The organism is Ruegeria arenilitoris (genome assembly GCF_013032445.1).
GTDB lineage: Bacteria > Pseudomonadota > Alphaproteobacteria > Rhodobacterales > Rhodobacteraceae > Ruegeria > Ruegeria arenilitoris_F.
Genome location: NZ_WQCA01000009.1, coordinates 26,587 through 44,595 on the forward strand (window position 1 = coordinate 26,587; position 18,009 = coordinate 44,595).

Here is an 18,009-nt window from a genome sequence, read left to right on the forward strand (position 1 = left end):
ATCCCCCGGGATATTGTTAGCCAGATGAAGAGACGGATTTTTGCTGCGCGTTGAATTCGTTCAGGATGTCCTGACGGTGTTCTCCGCGGGTTGGGCTGGGTTTGGGGTGCCATTCGGAGGTTGAGAATCTGGGTGCGGCGGCGGCTTGCAGGGTGCCCTCTGTTCTGCGCCATGTCTGGCGGGCGGCGTTCATCGGGTGGGCGTGTGCTTCGATTGGGCTGAGGACCGGCGCGACGCAGGCGTCGGTGCCTTGAAAGAGACCCGCCCAGTGATCCCGGGTGTTGCTGGCGAAGATGTCAGACAGGCGTTGGGTGAGGGCAGGCCAGGTTGCGCGATCAAATTGCGATTGGAAGTCAGGGTCGTCCGACAGGCCCATCTTTTGCAAAAACAGCGCATAGAATTTGGGTTCTAGGCATTGAACCGTCACGAAGCCGCCATCGAAACAGATGTAGGTGCGGCTCCAATGGGGGCCGTCCAGCAGGCTTTGGCCGCGCTTGTCCGACAGGTTGCCGGATTGGTTCAGGCTCATGAGCAGGTTCATCATATGCGCCGAGCCATCGTAGATCGCGGCATCGACCACCGTGCCCTGACCTGTTCTCTGCGCGTTCAGCAGCCCGGCCAGAAGGCCCGCGACCAGATACATGGCACCGCCGCCAATGTCGCCGACCAGCGTTGCAGGCGTTTGCGGTGCTTGGCCGGGCAGAGAAGCGTACCAGAGTGCACCCGACAGCGCGACATAGTTAAGGTCATGCCCGGCTGTGTCAGACAAGGGACTGTCCTGACCCCAACCCGTCATCCGTCCATAGACCAGCCCGGGGTTCATCTCATGGCAGGGTTCCGGGCCGAGGCCAAGTTTCTCCATCACACCGGGGCGGAAACCTTCGATCAGCGCATCGGCCGAGGCGATCAGCTGTTTGGCGGTCTCCAAATCACTTGCGTCTTTCAGGTCCAGATCAATCGATCTCTTGCCGCGATCCAGAACCGAGCGTTCGGGCATCCCCGGCGTTGCGGCCTGACCTTTGCGGTGGATGGTGATCACATCGGCGCCCATATCCGCCAGCAGCATGGCGGCAAAGGGGGCAGGGCCCAGCCCCTCAATCTCAATGATACGAATACCTTTCAGCATGGTCCCCCCTTCGATTAATCGCAGGGTTCCGGGATCACCGATAAATTGCAAGGCCAGAGGTCAAACCCGCAAAAAAGCGCAGGGCCTTGTGCGAAATTGGCCTGTTCTGCGCCGATGGGCCGGGGTAGGGTCGCCGCCAGAACAGGGAACTTGCATGACGACCATTCTTTCGATCAAGGATCTGCGCAAATCCTATGCTGACGGGTTTGAGGCGCTGAAAGGCGTGTCTCTGGACATTGAGCAGGGGGAGATTCTGGCGCTGTTGGGGCCGAACGGGGCGGGCAAGACGACGCTGATTTCGACTATCTGCGGGATCACCACGCCGACGTCCGGCTCGGTGACGGTGGGTGGCCATGACATCCAGACAGACTTCCGCGCCGCGCGTCGGATGATTGGTTTGGTTCCGCAGGAAATCGCGCTGGAACCCTTTGAAAAAGTCTGGAACACGGTGCGGTTGTCGCGCGGATTGTTCGGGCTGGGCCGCGACAACGCTATGATCGAGAATGTTCTGCGAAAGCTGTCCCTGTGGGACAAGCGCAAGAACGCCATTAAGGAACTTTCGGGCGGTATGAAGCGCCGGGTGCTGATCGCCAAGGCACTGGCACACGAACCGCGGGTGCTGTTTCTGGACGAACCCACCGCCGGTGTCGATGTCGAGCTGCGCAAGGACATGTGGGAGATCGTGGCCGAACTGAAGCGGGCCGGCGTCACCATCATCCTGACCACGCATTACATCGAAGAGGCCGAGGCCATCGCCGACCGCGTCGGTGTCATCGATAAGGGTGAGCTGCTACTGGTTCAGGACAAACACACGCTGATGGCGCAGATGGGTAAAAAGCAACTCGAGGTGATGCTGACCGAGCCGATCCAAGCCATCCCTGACAGTCTGGCAGCGCATAATCTGGCGCTGAACGGCAATGGGGATGCGCTGGTCTATACCTATGACACTCATGCCGACCGAACCGGCATCACCACGTTGCTGAATGACGTGGCTCAGGCTGGGCTGGTGTTGCGCGACGTGCAAACCCGCCAGTCGAGCCTGGAAGAGATATTCGTCAATCTGGTGTCCGGAGAGCCCGCATGAACTGGTCCGCCATTGCCGCCATCTACCGCTTCGAAATGGCCCGGTTCTTTCGGACACTGGCGCAGAGCTTTCTGTCTCCGGTCCTGTCGACATCGTTGTATTTCGTGGTGTTCGGCACTGCCATCGGCAGTCGTATCCAAGAGGTCGAGGGCGTGTCTTATGGCGCCTTCATCGTGCCGGGGCTGATCATGTTGTCGGTGGTGATGCTGGCGATTTCCAACGCGTCTTTCGGCATCTATTTTCCCAAGTTTCTGGGCACGATTTACGAGCTTTTGTCGGCCCCGGTGAACTTCATCGAGATCGTGATCGGCTATGTCGGGGCGGCTGCCACGAAATCGCTGTTTGTCGGGTTGGTTATTCTGGTAACGGCTACGTTCTTTGTAGACATACGCATTCAACACCCGCTTGCGATGGCAGCGTTTTTGATCCTCTCCTGCCTCAGCTTTTCACTGCTGGGGTTCATCATCGGCATCTGGGCCAGCAACTTTGAGCAAATGTCGCTGGTGCCGCAACTTGTAGTAACGCCGTTGATCTTTCTGGGCGGGACATTCTACTCGATTTCGATGCTGCCGCCGGTGTGGCAGACCATCACCCTGTTCAACCCAGTGGTCTATCTGATCTCGGGGTTTCGGTGGTCGTTCTACGGCTTGGCCGATGTGCCGATCGGGTTCAGCTTGTTGGCCATTGTGGCGTTTACCGGCCTGTGTCTGGGCATTATCTGGTGGATCTTCAAAACCGGCTGGCGCATTCGCAGCTAGGTTGTGTCAGGCGTTGCATTTTTGCCCACTGACCTTGGGAAATGTGTTCACGTCACAACTATCGGCCAAACGGTCCCTTGTTTACCGGTTGGGTGCACTCTACATCGGCATCCATGAAACTCAGCCTGCCGTTTCTTAAAAAGCAACCCTGCGTGGCCGTTGTGCGCCTGTCCGGTACCATCGGAATGGCCGGTCGTGGGTCGATGTCCGACACTGCACTGGCCCCTGTGCTTGAGAAAGCCTTTCGCAAGGGCAATCCTGCTGCCGTCGCGCTTGAGGTCAACTCGCCCGGTGGCTCACCCGTTCAAAGCTCGTTGATCGGCGCACGTATCCGGCGGTTGTCCGAGGAATTGAAAGTGCCGGTCATCGCCTTTGTCGAAGACGTGGCGGCCTCGGGTGGCTATTGGCTGGCGGCTGCGGCGGATGAGATTTATGCCGATGACAGCTCGGTTCTGGGGTCGATCGGGGTGATTTCGTCCGGCTTTGGTGCCCATGTCCTCTTGAAACGGCAGGGGATCGAACGGCGGGTGCACACTGCGGGTCAGTCGAAATCCATGCTCGACCCGTTTTCGCCCGAAAAGAAAGAGGATGTTGCCCGGCTGGAAACCCTGCTGGCTGATATCCACGAGAATTTTATCACCCATGTCAAAACCCGCCGCAGCGGCAAGCTGGACGAAAGTCAGGACCTGTTCACCGGGGAAATCTGGCTGGCGCGGCGCGCGCAAGAACTGGGTCTGATCGACGGCATCGCGCATTTGAAACCGAAGATGCAGGAACGTTTTGGCGACAAGGTCAAATTCCGCCGCTACGGGCTGCGCAAGCCTATCTGGTCGCGTTTTGGTGCGTCTCTGGCGCAGGATGCCATCGCCGGGCTTGAGGAGCGCGCCGCCTACGCGCGTTTCGGTTTGTGACGTGATTATCAAGATTGTCACCCTGTTTCTGATCGCCATGGGCGTGCTGGCGATGTTCGGCAAGCTGCGCTTTCCGGGGCAGAAACGGCTGCAATCCTCAAGATGTCCGCGCTGCGGGCGGTTCAGGATCGGTAAAGGCCCCTGCGCCTGCGAAAAAGGAGGCCGTTCATGACGGCATGGCTGTTATCCGGCCTTGGGCTGCTGATCCTGCTGCTGGCGGGTGACGCACTGGTGCGCGGTGCGGTGAACCTGAGCCTGCGCATGGGCGTACCTGCGCTGATCGTCAGCCTGACCATTGTGGCCTTTGGCACCTCGGCACCCGAGCTTCTGATTGCCATCAGTGCGATCAAGGAAAACGCACCGGGCATTGCGCTGGGTAACGTTGTCGGGTCGAATACAGCGAATATCTTGCTGGTTCTGGGCGTTCCGGCCCTGCTGTCGACGCTGCACACCAGCGAATGCAACAGCCGCAGGAACTATGTCTTCATGCTGCTGGCCTCGGTTCTTTTCATCGGTCTGGCCTTCTGCGGCGTGTTCACTGTGTTCAGTGGGGCGATTCTGCTGGCAGCCTTAGGTTTGGTCCTCTGGAATGCCTTCCGCGAAGCACATGCGCATCGCAAAGCCTGCGGTCAGGCCTGCGCCGACGACGAAGAACTGGACGGTCTGGAAGAGGCCGATCCCAACATGCCCTACTGGAAGATTTCGATCTATCTGGTGCTGGGCCTGATCGGCCTGCCGATGGGGGCGCACCTGCTGGTGGAATATGCCACGGTCATAGCCCTCACCTACGGCGTCAGCGAAACGGTGATCGGTCTGACGCTGGTGGCAGTCGGAACCTCTCTGCCGGAGCTGGCGACTACGGTGATGGCCGCAATGCGGCGGCAGGCTGACGTGGCGCTGGGAAATGTGATCGGGTCGAACATATTTAACCTGTTGGCCATCGTAGGCATAGCCACGTTGGTTGGCCCTATTCCCGTTGACCCGGAATTCCTGCGGTTCGACTTGTGGGTCATGCTGGGCGCGTCACTGTTGTTGATTCCATTCGTGTTTTTCAAAAGGGATATTACACGTGCCTGGGGCATTGTGTTGACTCTGTTATATGCGGTCTACGTCTTCGTATTGCTGGCGTGATTTGACTGAGAGGAAGCATCGATGACCCGAGCGTTAGTGACCGGTGCCGGAATTCGCCTTGGCCGGGCCATGGCGCTGTATCTGGCGCGCCGCGGTTATGACGTCGCCGTACATTATGCGACCTCGGAACAACCCGCGCAGGAGACCGTGGCCGAGGTTCAGGCCTTGGGTCGCACGGCAATGGCTTTGCAGGCGGACTTGTTGGACGAAACACAGGTTAGCGCGCTGCTGCCCCGTGCCGTCGAGGCGCTGGGCGGACCAATCACCTGTCTGGTCAACAACGCCTCGATCTTTGAATACGACAACATTCGCACGGCCACCCGGCAAAGCTGGGACCGGCATATGGACAGCAACCTTCGTGCGCCCTTCGTGCTGACGCAGGCTATGGCCGAACAAGGGCTGATGCCCGAAACGGATGAGGCGGGCGAACCCGTCGCCACCGGTTTGATCGTCAATATGGTCGATATGCGGGTGCGCAAGCTGACGCCTGAATTCATGTCCTACACCATCGCAAAAATGGGCCTGTGGGCATTGACCCGGACTGCCGCGCAGGCGCTGACGCCCGCGATCCGCGTCAATGCCATCGGCCCCGGCCCGACGATACAGGGGCACCGGCAATCTGAAGATCACTTCAAAGCACAGCGCGCCAACACGGTATTGGAGCGCGGCTCGAACCCCTCGGATATCACTGCTGCTTTGGGGTATTTTCTGGACGCACATGCCGTCACCGGACAGCTTTTATGTGTGGATGGCGGTCAGCATCTGGGATGGCAAACGCCGGATGTTTTGGGCATAGAATAGACATATTCGCTACAAGTTTTGCACTGCTCGCATTTCCGTTACCTGTCCGTTACAAAAATGTCTTTTTTTTCATATACTTGCATTGTGTATAAAATAAAAGTGCCTAAAATCAATGACTTAAGTATGTGCCTATTTTTTGTGCAACTCATGGAATTCATAAGTATACAAGGGGATTTCGTCTTCTCTGAAAACTTATCTGCATAGTTATCCACAGAAACGGTGGATTTGTTTTCTCTTGATCTGAGGCTCGCGAGATTGCAGCCATAGACAGGGAATCATATCTCAGGCCCATGACCACCCAGAACGAATCGAACCCCGAGACTCAGCCCACTGGCTACGCTTGCATCCAGCGCCATGCGAAAACGCTGGACAACTCGCCCGGTGTGTACCGGATGCTGGATGCGGACAGCCGGGTTCTGTACGTGGGCAAGGCGCGGAATCTGAAGGCGCGGGTGTCGAACTACACCCGTCCGGGGCATTCGGGGCGGATCGAAAAGATGATTGCCGCGACCGCTTCGATGATGTTTCTGACCACCCGGACCGAGACCGAGGCGCTGCTACTGGAACAGAACCTGATCAAGCAGCTCAAGCCCAAATACAACGTACTGCTGCGGGATGATAAGAGTTTTCCGAACATTCTGGTCGCCAAGGATCATGCCTATCCGCAGATCAAAAAGCACCGAGGCGCAAAGAAGGAAAAGGGCGCCTATTTCGGCCCCTTCGCCAGTGCCGGTGCTGTGAACCGGACGCTGAACCAGTTGCAAAAGGCATTCCTGCTGCGCAATTGCTCAGATTCCATGTTCGAAAGCCGCACGCGGCCCTGTCTGCTCTATCAGATCAAGCGCTGTTCCGGACCCTGTGTCGGGCTGATTTCCGAGGGCGATTATCGCGAAAGCGTCAAGGATGCGGAACGCTTCCTGTCGGGGCGGTCGACCAAGGTGCAAGAGGAGTTGGCCGAGCAGATGATGGCCGCCTCCGAGGCGATGGAGTTCGAACGCGCCGCCGGTCTTCGCGACCGTATCCGGGCGCTGACGCAGGTGCAGACCAGCCAGGGTATCAACCCGCGCGGCGTGGCCGAGGCGGACGTGATCGGCCTGTATATGGATAGCGGTCAGGCCTGTGTGCAGGTGTTTTTCATCCGGGCGAACCAAAACTGGGGAAACAAGGATTTCTACCCTCGGGTCGGGGCTGACGTGTCACCGGCCGAAGTGATGGAGGCGTTTCTTGGCCAGTTCTACGACAACAAGGAACCGCCGCGACAGTTGATCCTGTCGGATGGGATCGAGAACGCGGATCTGATGGAAGAGGCGTTGACCGAGAAGGCCGGGCGCAAGGTAGAAATCCTCGTGCCTCAACGCGGCGAGAAACAGGAACTTGTCGCCGGAGCCCTGCGCAACGCACGCGAGTCTTTGGCCCGCCGCATGTCGGAAAGCGCGACGCAGGCCAAGCTGCTACGTGGTGTGGCCGAAGCGTTTGACCTCGACACGCCTCCGGATCGGATCGAGGTTTACGACAACTCGCACATTCAGGGCACCAACGCGGTGGGCGGCATGATCGTGGCAGGCCCTGAAGGGTTCATGAAAAATGCCTACCGCAAGTTTAACATCCGGGGCGACGACCTGACCCCTGGTGACGACTTCGGGATGATGAAAGAGGTTCTGACCCGCCGCTTTACCCGCCTGCAAAAGGAGGATCCGGATCGCGAAAAGGGTATGTGGCCCGACCTTCTGCTGATCGACGGCGGGGCCGGGCAGGTCAGCGCGGTGCATGAAATCATGGTTGAACACGGGGTCGAGGACATCCCAATGGTTGGCGTTGCCAAAGGTGTCGACCGCGACCATGGCAAGGAAGAGTTCCACCGCATCGGCCAGCGCGCTTTTGCCCTGAAACGCAACGATCCCGTGTTGTACTTTATCCAGCGTCTGCGGGACGAGGCGCACCGGTTCGCCATCGGGACGCATCGCGCCAAACGGGCCAAGGCCGTTGGGGCAACGCCGCTGGACGAGATTCCGGGTGTCGGGGCGGCGCGGAAACGGGCCCTGCTGGCGCATTTCGGCAGCGCCAAGGCGGTTAGCCGGGCCAATCTGGCGGATTTGAAGGCGGTGGATGGGATCTCAGCCGGGTTGGCGCAGAAGGTCTATGACTTCTTCCACGAGAAGGGCTAGGCCTGTCGTCCGCGCCAAAGGATATACAACCCCGAGGCCACGATCAGCGCGCTGCCGATCCACATGGTCTGATCCAATTGCTCACCAAACATGACCACACCCAAACCGACGCCAAACAGCAGGCGTGAATAGCGGAATGGTGTAACGGCCGAGACTTCACCCGTCCGCATGGCTTTCATCAGCGCCGAGTACGCTGCTGTGCCCATCAGTATCGCGCCAACCACATGCAGGCTGGTGTGCAGATCCAGCGGTGCCATCGGCGCGCCCTCCCAGAACTGATAGGCCAATCCGGCGACGACGATGCAGAGGAAGCCGTAGAACCCCAGCACCTCGGTTCCAAGCGTCGCGGGTGCGGCGCGGCTGGCCAGATCGCGCCCGGCAAAGCCCAGCATCCCCAACACCGCAAGGATCGACAGGGCGGAGAAACTGTCTCCGGTCGGTTGGATGATGATCACAACGCCTATCAAACCGATCAAAATGGCGCTCCAACGGCGCCAGCCGACCGCCTCACCAAAGAACAGCGCCGCACCTGCGACCACGACCAGAGGTGTGGCCTGCAGGATCACGGTCGCAGCTGACAGGGGTGTCAGCGTGATCGCCAGCACATAGAACAGCCGCCCTAGGATCTCGAACAGCACCCGCACCTTCATCGGGCGCGAAAGTACGTCCCGGTGAAACAGGTTGGTGCCCCGCAGCATCGCCACTGCCGCAAAGATCACGGTTCCCCCGGCGCCGAACAAGACCAGAATTTGCCAGATCGGCAACGCGGCGGACGCGCCTTTTAACAGCGCATCTTCCAGCGCGAAGAGCGCCATTCCGGCGGTCATCCACGCGCTGCCGATCAGGTTGGATCGGGGGTCGGTTTGAATATGTGCGGTCATGCTGTGCGGTCGCTCCTGAGCCGTCCGCCAATCTGACCGCAAAGGCGTCGCGCGCCAAGCAGTATCTGACCGAGAGTTCCCGGTTGCGACCCTTTGCCTTTTGGCCCTGCAACTGCCTGTGATCGGGCCAGTTTTTTGCCGGCCCGTCTTTTCTGTCCCGAACCGGCGATGTAGTGTCGGTCCATGAAGTGGAACCTGCCCAATATTCTGACCGTGCTGCGCCTGCTTGCGGCCCCCGGTCTGGCCGTAATGTTTCTGTATTTTACCCGTCCCTATGCCGACTGGTTCGCGCTGATCCTGTTCATGACCGCAGCGATCACCGACTGGTTCGATGGCTATCTGGCCCGTGCGTGGAAACAGGAAACCAAGATGGGCGCGATGATGGACCCGATTGCCGACAAGGCGATGGTGGTGATCGCGCTGATGATCCTTGTGGGCTATTCGACCGAACACTGGACGCCGTGGCTGGTGCTGCCGGCCACCGTGATCCTGTTCCGCGAGGTGTTTGTCTCGGGCCTTCGTGAATATCTGGGCGACACGGCGGGCACGCTGAAGGTGACCAAGCTGGCCAAGTGGAAGACAACCGCGCAGATGGTTGCCATCGCGGTTCTGTTCTCACAGGGGATCTTCGAACACTATTTTGTCATGGCCACCTTCGGGATGGACGCCGCCACGATGGATCAGGTTCTGACCGGACGGGTCGAGGACCTGAACCACATCCGCTGGCATCTTGAGGGGATGTTCTGGTCCGGCCGCATCGGTTTGTGGCTGCTGTGGATTGCCGCAACGCTGACATTGATCACCGGCTATGACTACCTACGTAAAGCCATGCCCCATCTGAAGGAGAGCTAACCGATGGACGTGCTGTATTTCGCTTGGGTGCGCGAACGCATCGGCCTGCCGAAAGAGAAGGTCGAAACACAGGCCGCAACGGTGTCCGACTTGGTGGCTGAACTCAGCGCACGCGAGGACCGTTATGCTGCGGCCTTCGCCGACCTTTCCGCGCTGCGAGTCGCGCTGGATCAGGAGCTATCGGATTTTGACGCTTCGCTGGCTGGCGTGCGCGAGGTTGCATTCTTCCCGCCGATGACCGGTGGCTAAGATGCGCATCGCTGTTCAGGAAGAGGCGTTTGATCTGGGAGCCGAGGCCAACGCATTCGCGTCGGGCAACGCAGCCAACGGAGCAATCGTGACCTTCACCGGCGTCGTGCGCGATCTGGCCTCGGGCGATCTGGACGTGATGGAGATCGAGCATTACCCCGGCATGACCGAACGCGCCCTGACCAAGATTGCCCAAGAGGCGCAATCACGCTGGTCGCTGGGCGATGTGCTGGTGATCCACCGTCACGGACGGTTGGCCCCGGGGGACCGGATCATGATGGTGGCCACAGCCGCACCCCATCGCAAGGACGCGTTTGAGGCGGCGGAATACCTGATGGACTACCTGAAATCCCGCGCACCGTTCTGGAAAAAGGAAATCACCAAATCCGGTGAGGAATGGGTGGCTGCCAAGGATGAAGACGAAGACGCCTTGAGCCGTTGGTAGAGACAAGGTCCGGCACCCGCTTGTCGGATGCCGGAGTTGGCAGATCGGCTTAGCTGCTCTGTTCAGAATTGCAGGTACGCGCAGCTTCAATAGCTTTTAGAGTACCGTCGAGGCTTACCGTAAAGCCGGTTTCTTTTTCCGGGAAAACGGTCATCTCGTATTTCTTCATGACGTCTTCAACGAATTGTGGATTGTTCGCCAGAATGTAGCCCCCCGTGTATCCGTCAGCGAGGTGCTTTGTCTTCTTGCGAGCTTCGGCCGAGTACACGTTGCCATCCAGTGACAATATAATCTCTTCCTTTTTGCCTTTTAAGCCGATGTCGTTTTGGGTGAAAACTCCGAGGTATCCCATTTCCTGATCTTTGGTCAGCCCCATCTGAACGACGTTGCTATTTTCGTCGACGCGTTCGATCAGGCAGGATCCACGGGTTTCGTCTACATAGATCGTCCAGCCGGACTCTTCGCCCCATTTTGTAAAGGTGTCATTCTCTGACGGGATAACATCGCTTGAGGCATATGCAGCGGTTGTGAAGAACATCCCAAGGATTGCGGCGGTCTTAGTTGTATTATTGAGAATCATAGTACACTCCAGTTGCTTGGATCGTGAACAATTCAGTGTGCAGGCAAAAACACACCAATTCATATTATTGAATTTATTGCTAAAATGAAGACAGCAGAATCTGACCGGCTAAAACCTGCCGATTAACCTAGCCTTTGCAATATCGGTAAGCGCGCAATTCGAATTGGTTGCATCAATCCGCGTTGTTGACGCGGCCGCGAAGTTCTTCGGCCTCTTGCCGAGCGGCGCGCAGGCCGTCCATGGCGGCGGCGAGTTCGGCTTCGGCCTGAGTCAACTGGTTGGTCAGTTCGGCCTCGCGCTGTTGCAGGTAAGTGATCGCCTGATCCCGGGTTTCTTCGGCCTCGTGCAATTCCTGGCTCATGCGGTCCAGATCGGCCACGTCGCTTTGGCGCACGCGGGACAATCGGTGGGCCAGCCAGTTGGCGAACCAGCCCATGCAGAAAGCCGCGAACAGGATGATGGCGGTGGCGATGATGAATTCGATTCTGTTCACTTTACTGGTCCCCTGCATCCGCGTCTGAGGCGGGTGTGTCCGTCTGTTCGGCCTCGATCGATTCCGCCTCGATCGCGTCCAGCCCGGTTTCGGTGTTTGCCACCGGCTCGGGGCGGATCAGCCGGAACTCGATCCGGCGGTTTTCCTCGCGGCCTTCTTCGGTGCCGTTGTCGGCAATCGGTTGCGTTTCCCCATAACCCACGGCGGTAAAGCTGGCGGTGGGCACGCGGCGGCCACGCAATTCGTTCAGGATGGACTGAGCGCGCGACTGGCTGAGCTGCTGGTTCATCTCTTCGCGGCCCTGACTGTCGGTATGGCCCTGAATCTCCAGCCGGATCGGTCCGCATTCGCGCAGGATGTCTGCAATCTGGTTCACTGTATCGCGTGAGTCGGCGGCGACGGTAGCCGAGCCGGGCTCGAACGCGATCTTGGTGCCGGCCTGAACCTCGGCGATGCGTTCTTCGCACACTTCTGGGTCAGGCAGTTTGTCCGCAGGTTCGGGCGGTTCCTGATAGGTGATCAACAGGGTGAATTCCTGCGCGTCGCCCAGTTTTTCGGACAGCAGGCCGGCAATCTGCGCTTTCGTCTCGGGGTCATGGCTGATGCCGTTCAGGACCAGATCGTCCGGAGTGACCGTCAGCGCGCCGTTATGCAACTGCGCCAGCGCCTCAAGCCCGGTCAGAACGCGCACCGGCCAGCCCATAGGCAACCCATCGGGCGCGATGCGGGTCGCGGTGTGGACCAATTCGGACCCAAAAGCGGCGCGGGCATAGCTGTCGACCATGTCGCGCTGGGTCTCGTCACCCAAACGTCCGCGCATCTGAACCAGCCCTTCGGGGCTGCGCGTGGCAGTGAATTCAGGGGGACCTTCTTCGCCCTCGGTTTCGGGGGGCGGCAGAATGGCGTGAAGGGCAAAGACCGGGGGCAGGGCGTTTTCAAGCTCACCCACCACGCGGTCGAATGCTCCGGCGGCAGTGCCTTCTGCAGCGGCCAGAGTGATATCCGCATCCGACATGGTCACCGAACCGCCGCCCAACTCGGCCAGAGCATTGATGCTCAGAACGGCAGCCTCGGACCAGCGGGGCGAGGGCACGCCCAAACCGATTGTGCAGCTATAGGGGCCGGTCATGCCCGCCTCTTGCGCGGCAGCAATGATCGCCTCGCGCGCATTTTCGTCCTGCGCCGAGCAGGCATCGAACTGGCCGCCATTCGCGTCGATCAGAAAGCGCAGGGTAAAGGGCGTGATCACCGGGCGCGGGGCCGAGATCGATAGCCCGATCCGCAGGCTTGGCGGCGCGGCGCGGTTCAGGTCCTGCTCCAGCCTTTCTTTTTCCTGCTGGCTGTCGGCAATTGCAGTGATCTTGACCAGCCCGGGACTGGCCGAGATTTTGGCGCGCGGCAGGCGCGTCAAAGCGTCAACGGCATAGGTGATCGCGGCGTCCCACCCGTTAGGCTTTGGATAGTCGGCGGTTTCCATGAGGTCCGCCACCGGGGCACCGCTGGCCAGATCGCTCAGCCGCTCCATCAGCGCCTCGCGGTCTTCGTTGGCAGGGATCAGGCCGATCACCGAGATGCCGCTGTCATTGCGCAGAATCTCGGCCGAGAACCGGGGCGCGGCCAGTTCGGTTGTCGGGGCCACCTGCATTTCGTCGATCACGCGTGAAGTGTCGACCTCAGTCCCTGCTGCGGTCAGCGCGTTGAAACGGGTAGCCTCATCGGTTGCCGTTCCCGTCAGCACGACGCGTAAACCGTCCGAATGTACCTCGGCCCAGTCATGTCCTTTCAGGTCCAGCGCCCGGCGCACGGCAAATTCGGACGTTTCTTCAACCTTGGTCACGGCAAAGCTGGCGGCCAGCAGGCACAGGCCCGCCGACACAAGGAAGATAAGACCAACGGCAAAGAAATAGGGCAAACGCATGTGCGGGTTATCGACTCCTCAAGCGATAAGGCGAACTCTTACAGAGCCGCGCGGTCAGGTGCAATCAGAGCAGCAGTGCGACGCAGAGGAAGATCAGCGGAATAAGGCCAGTGTCCCGGTTGGCGCGGAACAGTTGCAGCAGTTTCGCATTGTCCTCGATATCCAGCCCGCGCAATTGCCACGCCATATGCCAGCCCATCGCCCATGGTCCGCCTAGGGCAACGACCAGTGCAAGGATCGATGCCTGTGACATAACTCCGTCTATGATCGCCAGTCCCATCAGAAATACCGTGGCCACAAGGAAGTACTTCAGCCAGCGCGCGGTATCGGTGCTAAATAACCGGGCGGTGGATTTGATGCCGATCAGCTCATCATCCTCGGTGTCCTGATGCGCATAGATCGTGTCATAGAACAGCGTCCAGGCGATCCCGGCCAGATAGAGGGTGATTGCAGGCACGCCGACCGTGCCGGTATGTGCCGCCCAAGCCAGCAGGATGCCCCAGTTGAAGGCCAGCCCCAGAAACACCTGCGGCCACCACGTGAACCGCTTGGCATAGGGGTACACCGCCACCGGCAACAGCGACAGCACGCCCATGGCGATGGCGGCCTGATTGAAGCTAAGCAGAATTCCCAGCGCCAGCAGGCATTGCAGACCCATCCAGATCACTGCCTGTTTCACGCTGACTTGGCCCGAGGGGATCGGGCGCGACCGGGTGCGTTCCACCTGCCCGTCGAACTTACGGTCGGTGATATCGTTCCACGTGCAACCCGCGCCGCGCATCAGGAAGGCCCCGATGGCGCAGCCGATGGCGATCCACAGGTCCTCCCATCTTGGATTGCCGTCGCTCAGGATGGCCAGTGCCAGGCCCCACCAGCAGGGAATCAGAAGCAGCCACGTGCCAATGGGCCGGTCCGCGCGGGAAAGGCGCAGGTAAGGGCGGGCGAATGCGGGCGCATGTGTGTCGACCCAGTTGCCACTGACCGCATCTGCGACCTGACCGTCTGGTGTTGGGGCGTTGCCTTGCATATGTAACGTCTCATGAGTGCAAAGATCAGACTGTATGTAGAGCACCCTCTGGGTCAGGGGCAATCGGTAGATTTGACGCGCGAGCAGGCCCACTACCTGTTCGGCGTCATGCGTCTGGCCGTGGGCGGGCAGGTGGCCCTGTTCAACGGCAAGGACGGAGAATGGCTGGCCGAAGTCGCCGAGGCTGGTAAGCGCGGCGGCGTTCTGAGCTGCGTGGAACGGACCAAACCGCTGCAATTGCCGCCCGATCTGTGGTTCCTGTTTGCGCCGATCAAAAAGGCGCGCACCGATTTCATCGTTGAAAAAGCGGCGGAAATGGGTGCGGCGCGGATACTTCCGGTGCAGACCGAGTTCACCAATTCCGAACGCATCCGGCAGGACCGACTTCAAGCCCACGCCGTTGAGGCGGCCGAACAATGCGGCGGCACTTTCGTGCCCGAGGTCACCGATCTGCAACGTCTGGATCGTGTGTTGGATAGCTGGCCCGAAGACCGCCAGCTGATGTTCTGTAACGAGGCCGAGGTTGGCTCGGCCCTGCGTCTGGCGGCGAATGAAAAGGGTTTGCCGTGGGCGATTCTGATCGGCCCCGAGGGTGGATTCTCGGACCGGGAGCGCGCGCGGCTGACGGCGCTGCCCTATGCGCATGTGGTTAGTCTGGGCCCGCGCATCCTGCGCGCGGATACGGCGGCGGTGGCATCGCTGACCATGTGGCAGCAGGCGCTGGGGGATTGGTCGTGACGTGGCGACTGGCGACGGATGCGGGCGTGCCAAAGATCGACGCGTTCCTGTCGCAACATATCCAGACTTCGATGTTCCCTCTGGCCAATCTGCGCGACTTTGGCCTGCGCGGCGATGACCCGCGCTCGGTGACTATCTGGGTGCTGGGCGATGGCCCGCGCGCTGTTTTCGCCATCACCAACGAAGGCATGGTAATGGCGCAATGCCCCGATTGCTCGGATGCCGAGCTTGCCGCGGCAGTCGCCCTGATCCGGGGCCACAAACTGTTCGGAGTTGCATCCGAGGCCACGCAGGCGCGCCGGATCATGCGGCTGGCCGGGTGGGACGACCGTCCCGCCACCCTGAACAGCGATGAGCCCGGCTTTACCCTGCAATTGGATGACCTTGAACTGCCGGACGTCGCCGGGGCGACGTTGGTGCCGTTAGATGATGTTGATTGCTCCATTCCCGAAGCCTGGCGTGAAAACTATCTGATCGAAGCTATGGATTTCGCCCCTGAACGCGCGCAGATACAGGCGAAAAAGGACATAGCAGCCTATATCCAGCGCAACTCGCACAGGGTTCTGCTGATCGACGACCAGCCCGTTGCGATGACCGGGTTCAACGCCCGCCTGCCCGAGGTCGTGCAGATCGGAGGGGTCTATACCCCGCCCAACCTGCGCGGCCGAGGCTATGCCCGGTTGGCGGTCGCACTGCATCTGATCCAGGCGCGCAACGGCGGGGCATCTCGTGCGGTTCTGTTCGCGGCTTCTGATTCCGCGGCGCGTGCCTATATGGGTATTGGATTCAAACCCGCAGGGCAGTTCTCGCTGATCCTGTTCACCAACCCCGAGGACCCGGCATGAGTTTCATCCGACCCGAAGCCAAACTGACCCTTTGGCGCTGGCGCGAAGTGTTGGTGGCTATACTTGTGCTGTTGGTTGGCCTCAGCTGGATCAGCGGCCCCGGCGGATTGCTGGGTTGGCTGGGCTGGGTGTTGGTAGCCGTGTCCGTGGCGCTGGCCGTAATCGGAATTCAGCGTGCCCGATTCCGCACTGGTGTCGGGGGCCCCGGAGTGGTGACCATCGACGAAGGCCAGATCACCTATCTCGGCCCGCTGGACGGTGGCATGGTCGCCACGCGGGAAATCGAGCGTCTGGCGCTGGACCCGACCGCGTCCCCTGCGCATTGGGTGTTGGAACAGCCGGGCCAACCAGTGCTTCACATTCCTGTGAATGCCGAAGGGGCCGAAGCTCTGTTCGATGTCTTCTCGGCTCTTCCGGGGCTTAAAACCGAACAGATGCTAACCGAATTGAACGGCGGCGCGGCCCATCCGGTGGTGATCTGGGAACGGACGCCATCCCGCCCTGCCCACCTTAGGCTGCATTGACACTGGCGCGGTTTGCCCCCACGACTGACCAACTAGACAGACACATAAGGATCGGAGCGCGATTCATGTCCATCCCCCAGTCCGGCGGCGGGCCGATCGAACGCCATGAGCAACTGGCCGAATACCTGGAGTCGGGCTGCAAGCCCAAGCAGGATTGGCGCATCGGAACCGAGCATGAGAAGTTCGGCTATTGCAAAGACACCCTGAAACCGCTGCCGTTTGAAGGAACGCGATCCATTGTGGCCGTTCTTGAAGGCCTGCGCGACCGTCACGGTTGGGCCGAAGTACGCGAAGGCGGAAAGCTGATCGGTCTGGAAAAGGACGGCGCCAATGTCAGCCTCGAACCGGGTGGCGCGCTGGAACTGTCGGGTGCCCCGCTTGAGACGATTCACGAGACCTGCGATGAGGTGAACACCCACCTGCGCGAAGTGAAGGACATCGCCGACGAGATTGGCGTGGGCTTCATCGGTCTGGGCGCGGCTCCGATCTGGACCCATGACGAGATGCCGCTGATGCCCAAGGGCCGCTATCGGCTGATGAACGACTATATGGAGAAAGTCGGCACCATGGGCCGGGCCATGATGCGGCGGACATGTACGGTGCAGGTCAATATCGACTTCGGCTCCGAGGCCGACATGGTGCAGAAACTGCGCGTGGCGTTGGCCCTGCAGCCGGTTGCGACGGCGCTGTTTGCCAACTCTCCGTTCTTCGAAGGCAAGGTGAACGGTCAGAAAAGCTGGCGCAGCTATATCTGGCGTCATCTGGACGACGCGCGCACAGGCATGCTGCCTTTTGTGTTCGAAGAAGGCTTTGGCTTCGAACGCTACGTGCAATACGCGCTCGATGTGCCGATGTATTTTGTCTATCGCAACGGCGAATACATCAACGCGCTGGGCATGTCTTTCCGCGACTTCCTGCAGGGCAAACTGCCCGCACTACCGGGTGAGACGCCGACGCTGAGCGACTGGGCCGATCACCTGACCACCGCCTTCCCCGAAGCGCGGATCAAGAAATTCATGGAAATGCGCGGCGCCGATGGCGGCCCTTGGCGTCGCCTATGCGCGCTGCCCGCGTTCTGGGTTGGCCTGACATACGATCAGGGCGCTCTGGATGCGGCCTGGGATCTGGTCAAAGGCTGGGATGCGGAAACCCGTGAAGCTCTGCGTATTGAGGCTGCAAAAGACGGCCTGCAAGCACAGGTTGGTAACATCAACATGCACGATCTGGCGCGTGAGGTTGTTGCAATCTCTGAGGCTGGTCTGAAATCCCGCGCCTTCCCCGGTGCTGGTGGTCTGGTCCCTGATGAAACGCATTTCCTGAACGCGCTGAAAGACAGCCTTGAGACCGGCAAGGTTCCGGCTGATGAGTTGCTGGAACACTACAATGGCGACTGGAATGGCGACCTGACGCGGGTGTTCCCGGAATACAGCTACTGATCCGCTCAGTCCGGGTTGCATTCGCGGGGCTGGCCCGCTAGCAGG

At 60.0% G+C, this 18,009-nt stretch carries 20 protein-coding genes; 14 read left to right on the plus strand and 6 right to left on the minus strand.

What is annotated here, in order from left to right; all coding sequences use genetic code 11:
• Positions 1–16 precede the first annotated feature (16 nt).
• On the minus strand, positions 17–1,126 hold the full coding sequence (locus GOW98_RS14140; protein WP_170333121.1) for a CaiB/BaiF CoA transferase family protein: 1,110 nt from the start codon (positions 1,124–1,126) through the stop codon (positions 17–19).
• A gap of 154 nt (positions 1,127–1,280) precedes the next feature.
• Here GOW98_RS14140 and GOW98_RS14145 point away from each other — a divergent pair, with 154 nt between their 5' ends.
• The 7 genes from GOW98_RS14145 (at position 1,281) to uvrC (ending at position 7,976) form a co-directional block, all read left to right on the plus strand.
• Complete coding sequence (locus tag GOW98_RS14145) at positions 1,281–2,210, plus strand: ABC transporter ATP-binding protein (protein WP_170333123.1); 930 nt, start codon at positions 1,281–1,283, stop codon at positions 2,208–2,210.
• A complete protein-coding gene (locus GOW98_RS14150; RefSeq protein ID WP_170333125.1) occupies positions 2,207–2,968 on the plus strand; it encodes an ABC transporter permease in 762 nt (253 codons plus the stop codon). The genes GOW98_RS14145 and GOW98_RS14150 overlap by 4 nt, the downstream gene beginning before the upstream one ends.
• Positions 2,969–3,081: 113 nt before the next feature.
• Entirely contained in the window at positions 3,082–3,879 is a 798-nt protein-coding gene (locus GOW98_RS14155) for a S49 family peptidase (protein ID WP_170333128.1), read from the plus strand.
• 1 nt (position 3,880) lies between these two features.
• Positions 3,881–4,051, plus strand: coding sequence for a hypothetical protein (locus tag GOW98_RS14160; protein ID WP_170333130.1), 171 nt, complete (start codon positions 3,881–3,883; stop codon positions 4,049–4,051).
• Entirely contained in the window at positions 4,048–5,010 is a 963-nt protein-coding gene (locus tag GOW98_RS14165; protein ID WP_170333132.1) for a calcium/sodium antiporter, read from the plus strand. The genes GOW98_RS14160 and GOW98_RS14165 overlap by 4 nt, the downstream gene beginning before the upstream one ends.
• Before the next feature lie 21 nt (positions 5,011–5,031).
• Entirely contained in the window at positions 5,032–5,811 is a 780-nt protein-coding gene (locus GOW98_RS14170; RefSeq protein ID WP_170333134.1) for an SDR family oxidoreductase, read from the plus strand.
• A gap of 290 nt (positions 5,812–6,101) precedes the next feature.
• The gene (uvrC, locus tag GOW98_RS14175; protein ID WP_170333136.1) at positions 6,102–7,976 is read left to right on the plus strand and encodes an excinuclease ABC subunit UvrC; all 1,875 of its coding nucleotides are present in this window, start codon (positions 6,102–6,104) and stop codon (positions 7,974–7,976) included.
• Here uvrC and GOW98_RS14180 read toward each other — a convergent pair.
• Positions 7,973–8,857 (minus strand): DMT family transporter, encoded by an 885-nt coding sequence (locus GOW98_RS14180; RefSeq protein WP_170333138.1) that lies wholly within the window; start codon positions 8,855–8,857, stop codon positions 7,973–7,975. The two genes, uvrC and GOW98_RS14180, sit on opposite strands and share 4 nt — an antisense overlap.
• 183 nt (positions 8,858–9,040) lie before the next feature.
• On the opposite strand from GOW98_RS14180, the gene pgsA reads away from it, so the two are divergent.
• Genes pgsA through GOW98_RS14195 form a run of 3 tightly spaced genes read left to right on the plus strand, consistent with a single transcriptional unit; the run spans position 9,041 to position 10,403 of the window.
• Positions 9,041–9,709, plus strand: a complete 669-nt coding sequence (pgsA, locus tag GOW98_RS14185; protein WP_170333139.1) for a CDP-diacylglycerol--glycerol-3-phosphate 3-phosphatidyltransferase — start codon at positions 9,041–9,043, stop codon at positions 9,707–9,709.
• A gap of 3 nt (positions 9,710–9,712) precedes the next feature.
• Positions 9,713–9,958 (plus strand): molybdopterin converting factor subunit 1, encoded by a 246-nt coding sequence (gene moaD, locus GOW98_RS14190; RefSeq protein ID WP_010443581.1) that lies wholly within the window; start codon positions 9,713–9,715, stop codon positions 9,956–9,958.
• Position 9,959: 1 nt separating this feature from the next.
• Positions 9,960–10,403, plus strand: coding sequence for a molybdenum cofactor biosynthesis protein MoaE (locus GOW98_RS14195; RefSeq protein ID WP_170333141.1), 444 nt, complete (start codon positions 9,960–9,962; stop codon positions 10,401–10,403).
• Between the two features lie 49 nt (positions 10,404–10,452).
• Here GOW98_RS14195 and GOW98_RS14200 read toward each other — a convergent pair whose 3' ends face one another.
• The 4 genes from GOW98_RS14200 to ubiA form a co-directional block, all read right to left on the minus strand.
• Complete coding sequence (locus GOW98_RS14200) at positions 10,453–10,983, minus strand: hypothetical protein (protein ID WP_170333143.1); 531 nt, start codon at positions 10,981–10,983, stop codon at positions 10,453–10,455.
• 172 nt (positions 10,984–11,155) lie between these two features.
• On the minus strand, positions 11,156–11,476 hold the full coding sequence (locus GOW98_RS14205) for a hypothetical protein (RefSeq protein WP_170333146.1): 321 nt from the start codon (positions 11,474–11,476) through the stop codon (positions 11,156–11,158).
• A 1-nt stretch (position 11,477) separates the two neighbouring features.
• Complete coding sequence (locus GOW98_RS14210; RefSeq protein ID WP_170333148.1) at positions 11,478–13,394, minus strand: OmpA family protein; 1,917 nt, start codon at positions 13,392–13,394, stop codon at positions 11,478–11,480.
• Between the two features lie 64 nt (positions 13,395–13,458).
• Complete coding sequence (gene ubiA / locus GOW98_RS14215; protein WP_170333150.1) at positions 13,459–14,421, minus strand: 4-hydroxybenzoate octaprenyltransferase; 963 nt, start codon at positions 14,419–14,421, stop codon at positions 13,459–13,461.
• Between the two features lie 12 nt (positions 14,422–14,433).
• Between ubiA and GOW98_RS14220 the strand changes: the two genes are divergently transcribed.
• The 4 genes from GOW98_RS14220 to GOW98_RS14235 all read left to right on the plus strand — a co-directional run bounded on the left by GOW98_RS14220 (position 14,434) and on the right by GOW98_RS14235 (position 17,964).
• The gene (locus GOW98_RS14220; protein WP_170333152.1) at positions 14,434–15,159 is read left to right on the plus strand and encodes a 16S rRNA (uracil(1498)-N(3))-methyltransferase; all 726 of its coding nucleotides are present in this window, start codon (positions 14,434–14,436) and stop codon (positions 15,157–15,159) included.
• Positions 15,156–16,004 carry a GNAT family N-acetyltransferase gene (locus GOW98_RS14225; RefSeq protein ID WP_367646850.1) on the plus strand — a complete coding sequence of 283 codons (849 nt, stop codon included), beginning with the start codon at positions 15,156–15,158 and terminating at the stop codon, positions 16,002–16,004. Before GOW98_RS14220 ends, GOW98_RS14225 begins: the two co-directional genes overlap by 4 nt.
• Positions 16,001–16,528, plus strand: a complete 528-nt coding sequence (locus tag GOW98_RS14230) for a hypothetical protein (RefSeq protein WP_170333154.1) — start codon at positions 16,001–16,003, stop codon at positions 16,526–16,528. Before GOW98_RS14225 ends, GOW98_RS14230 begins: the two co-directional genes overlap by 4 nt.
• 65 nt (positions 16,529–16,593) lie before the next feature.
• Positions 16,594–17,964 carry a glutamate--cysteine ligase gene (locus GOW98_RS14235; RefSeq protein ID WP_170333156.1) on the plus strand — a complete coding sequence of 457 codons (1,371 nt, stop codon included), beginning with the start codon at positions 16,594–16,596 and terminating at the stop codon, positions 17,962–17,964.
• Positions 17,965–18,009: the final 45 nt, after the last annotated feature.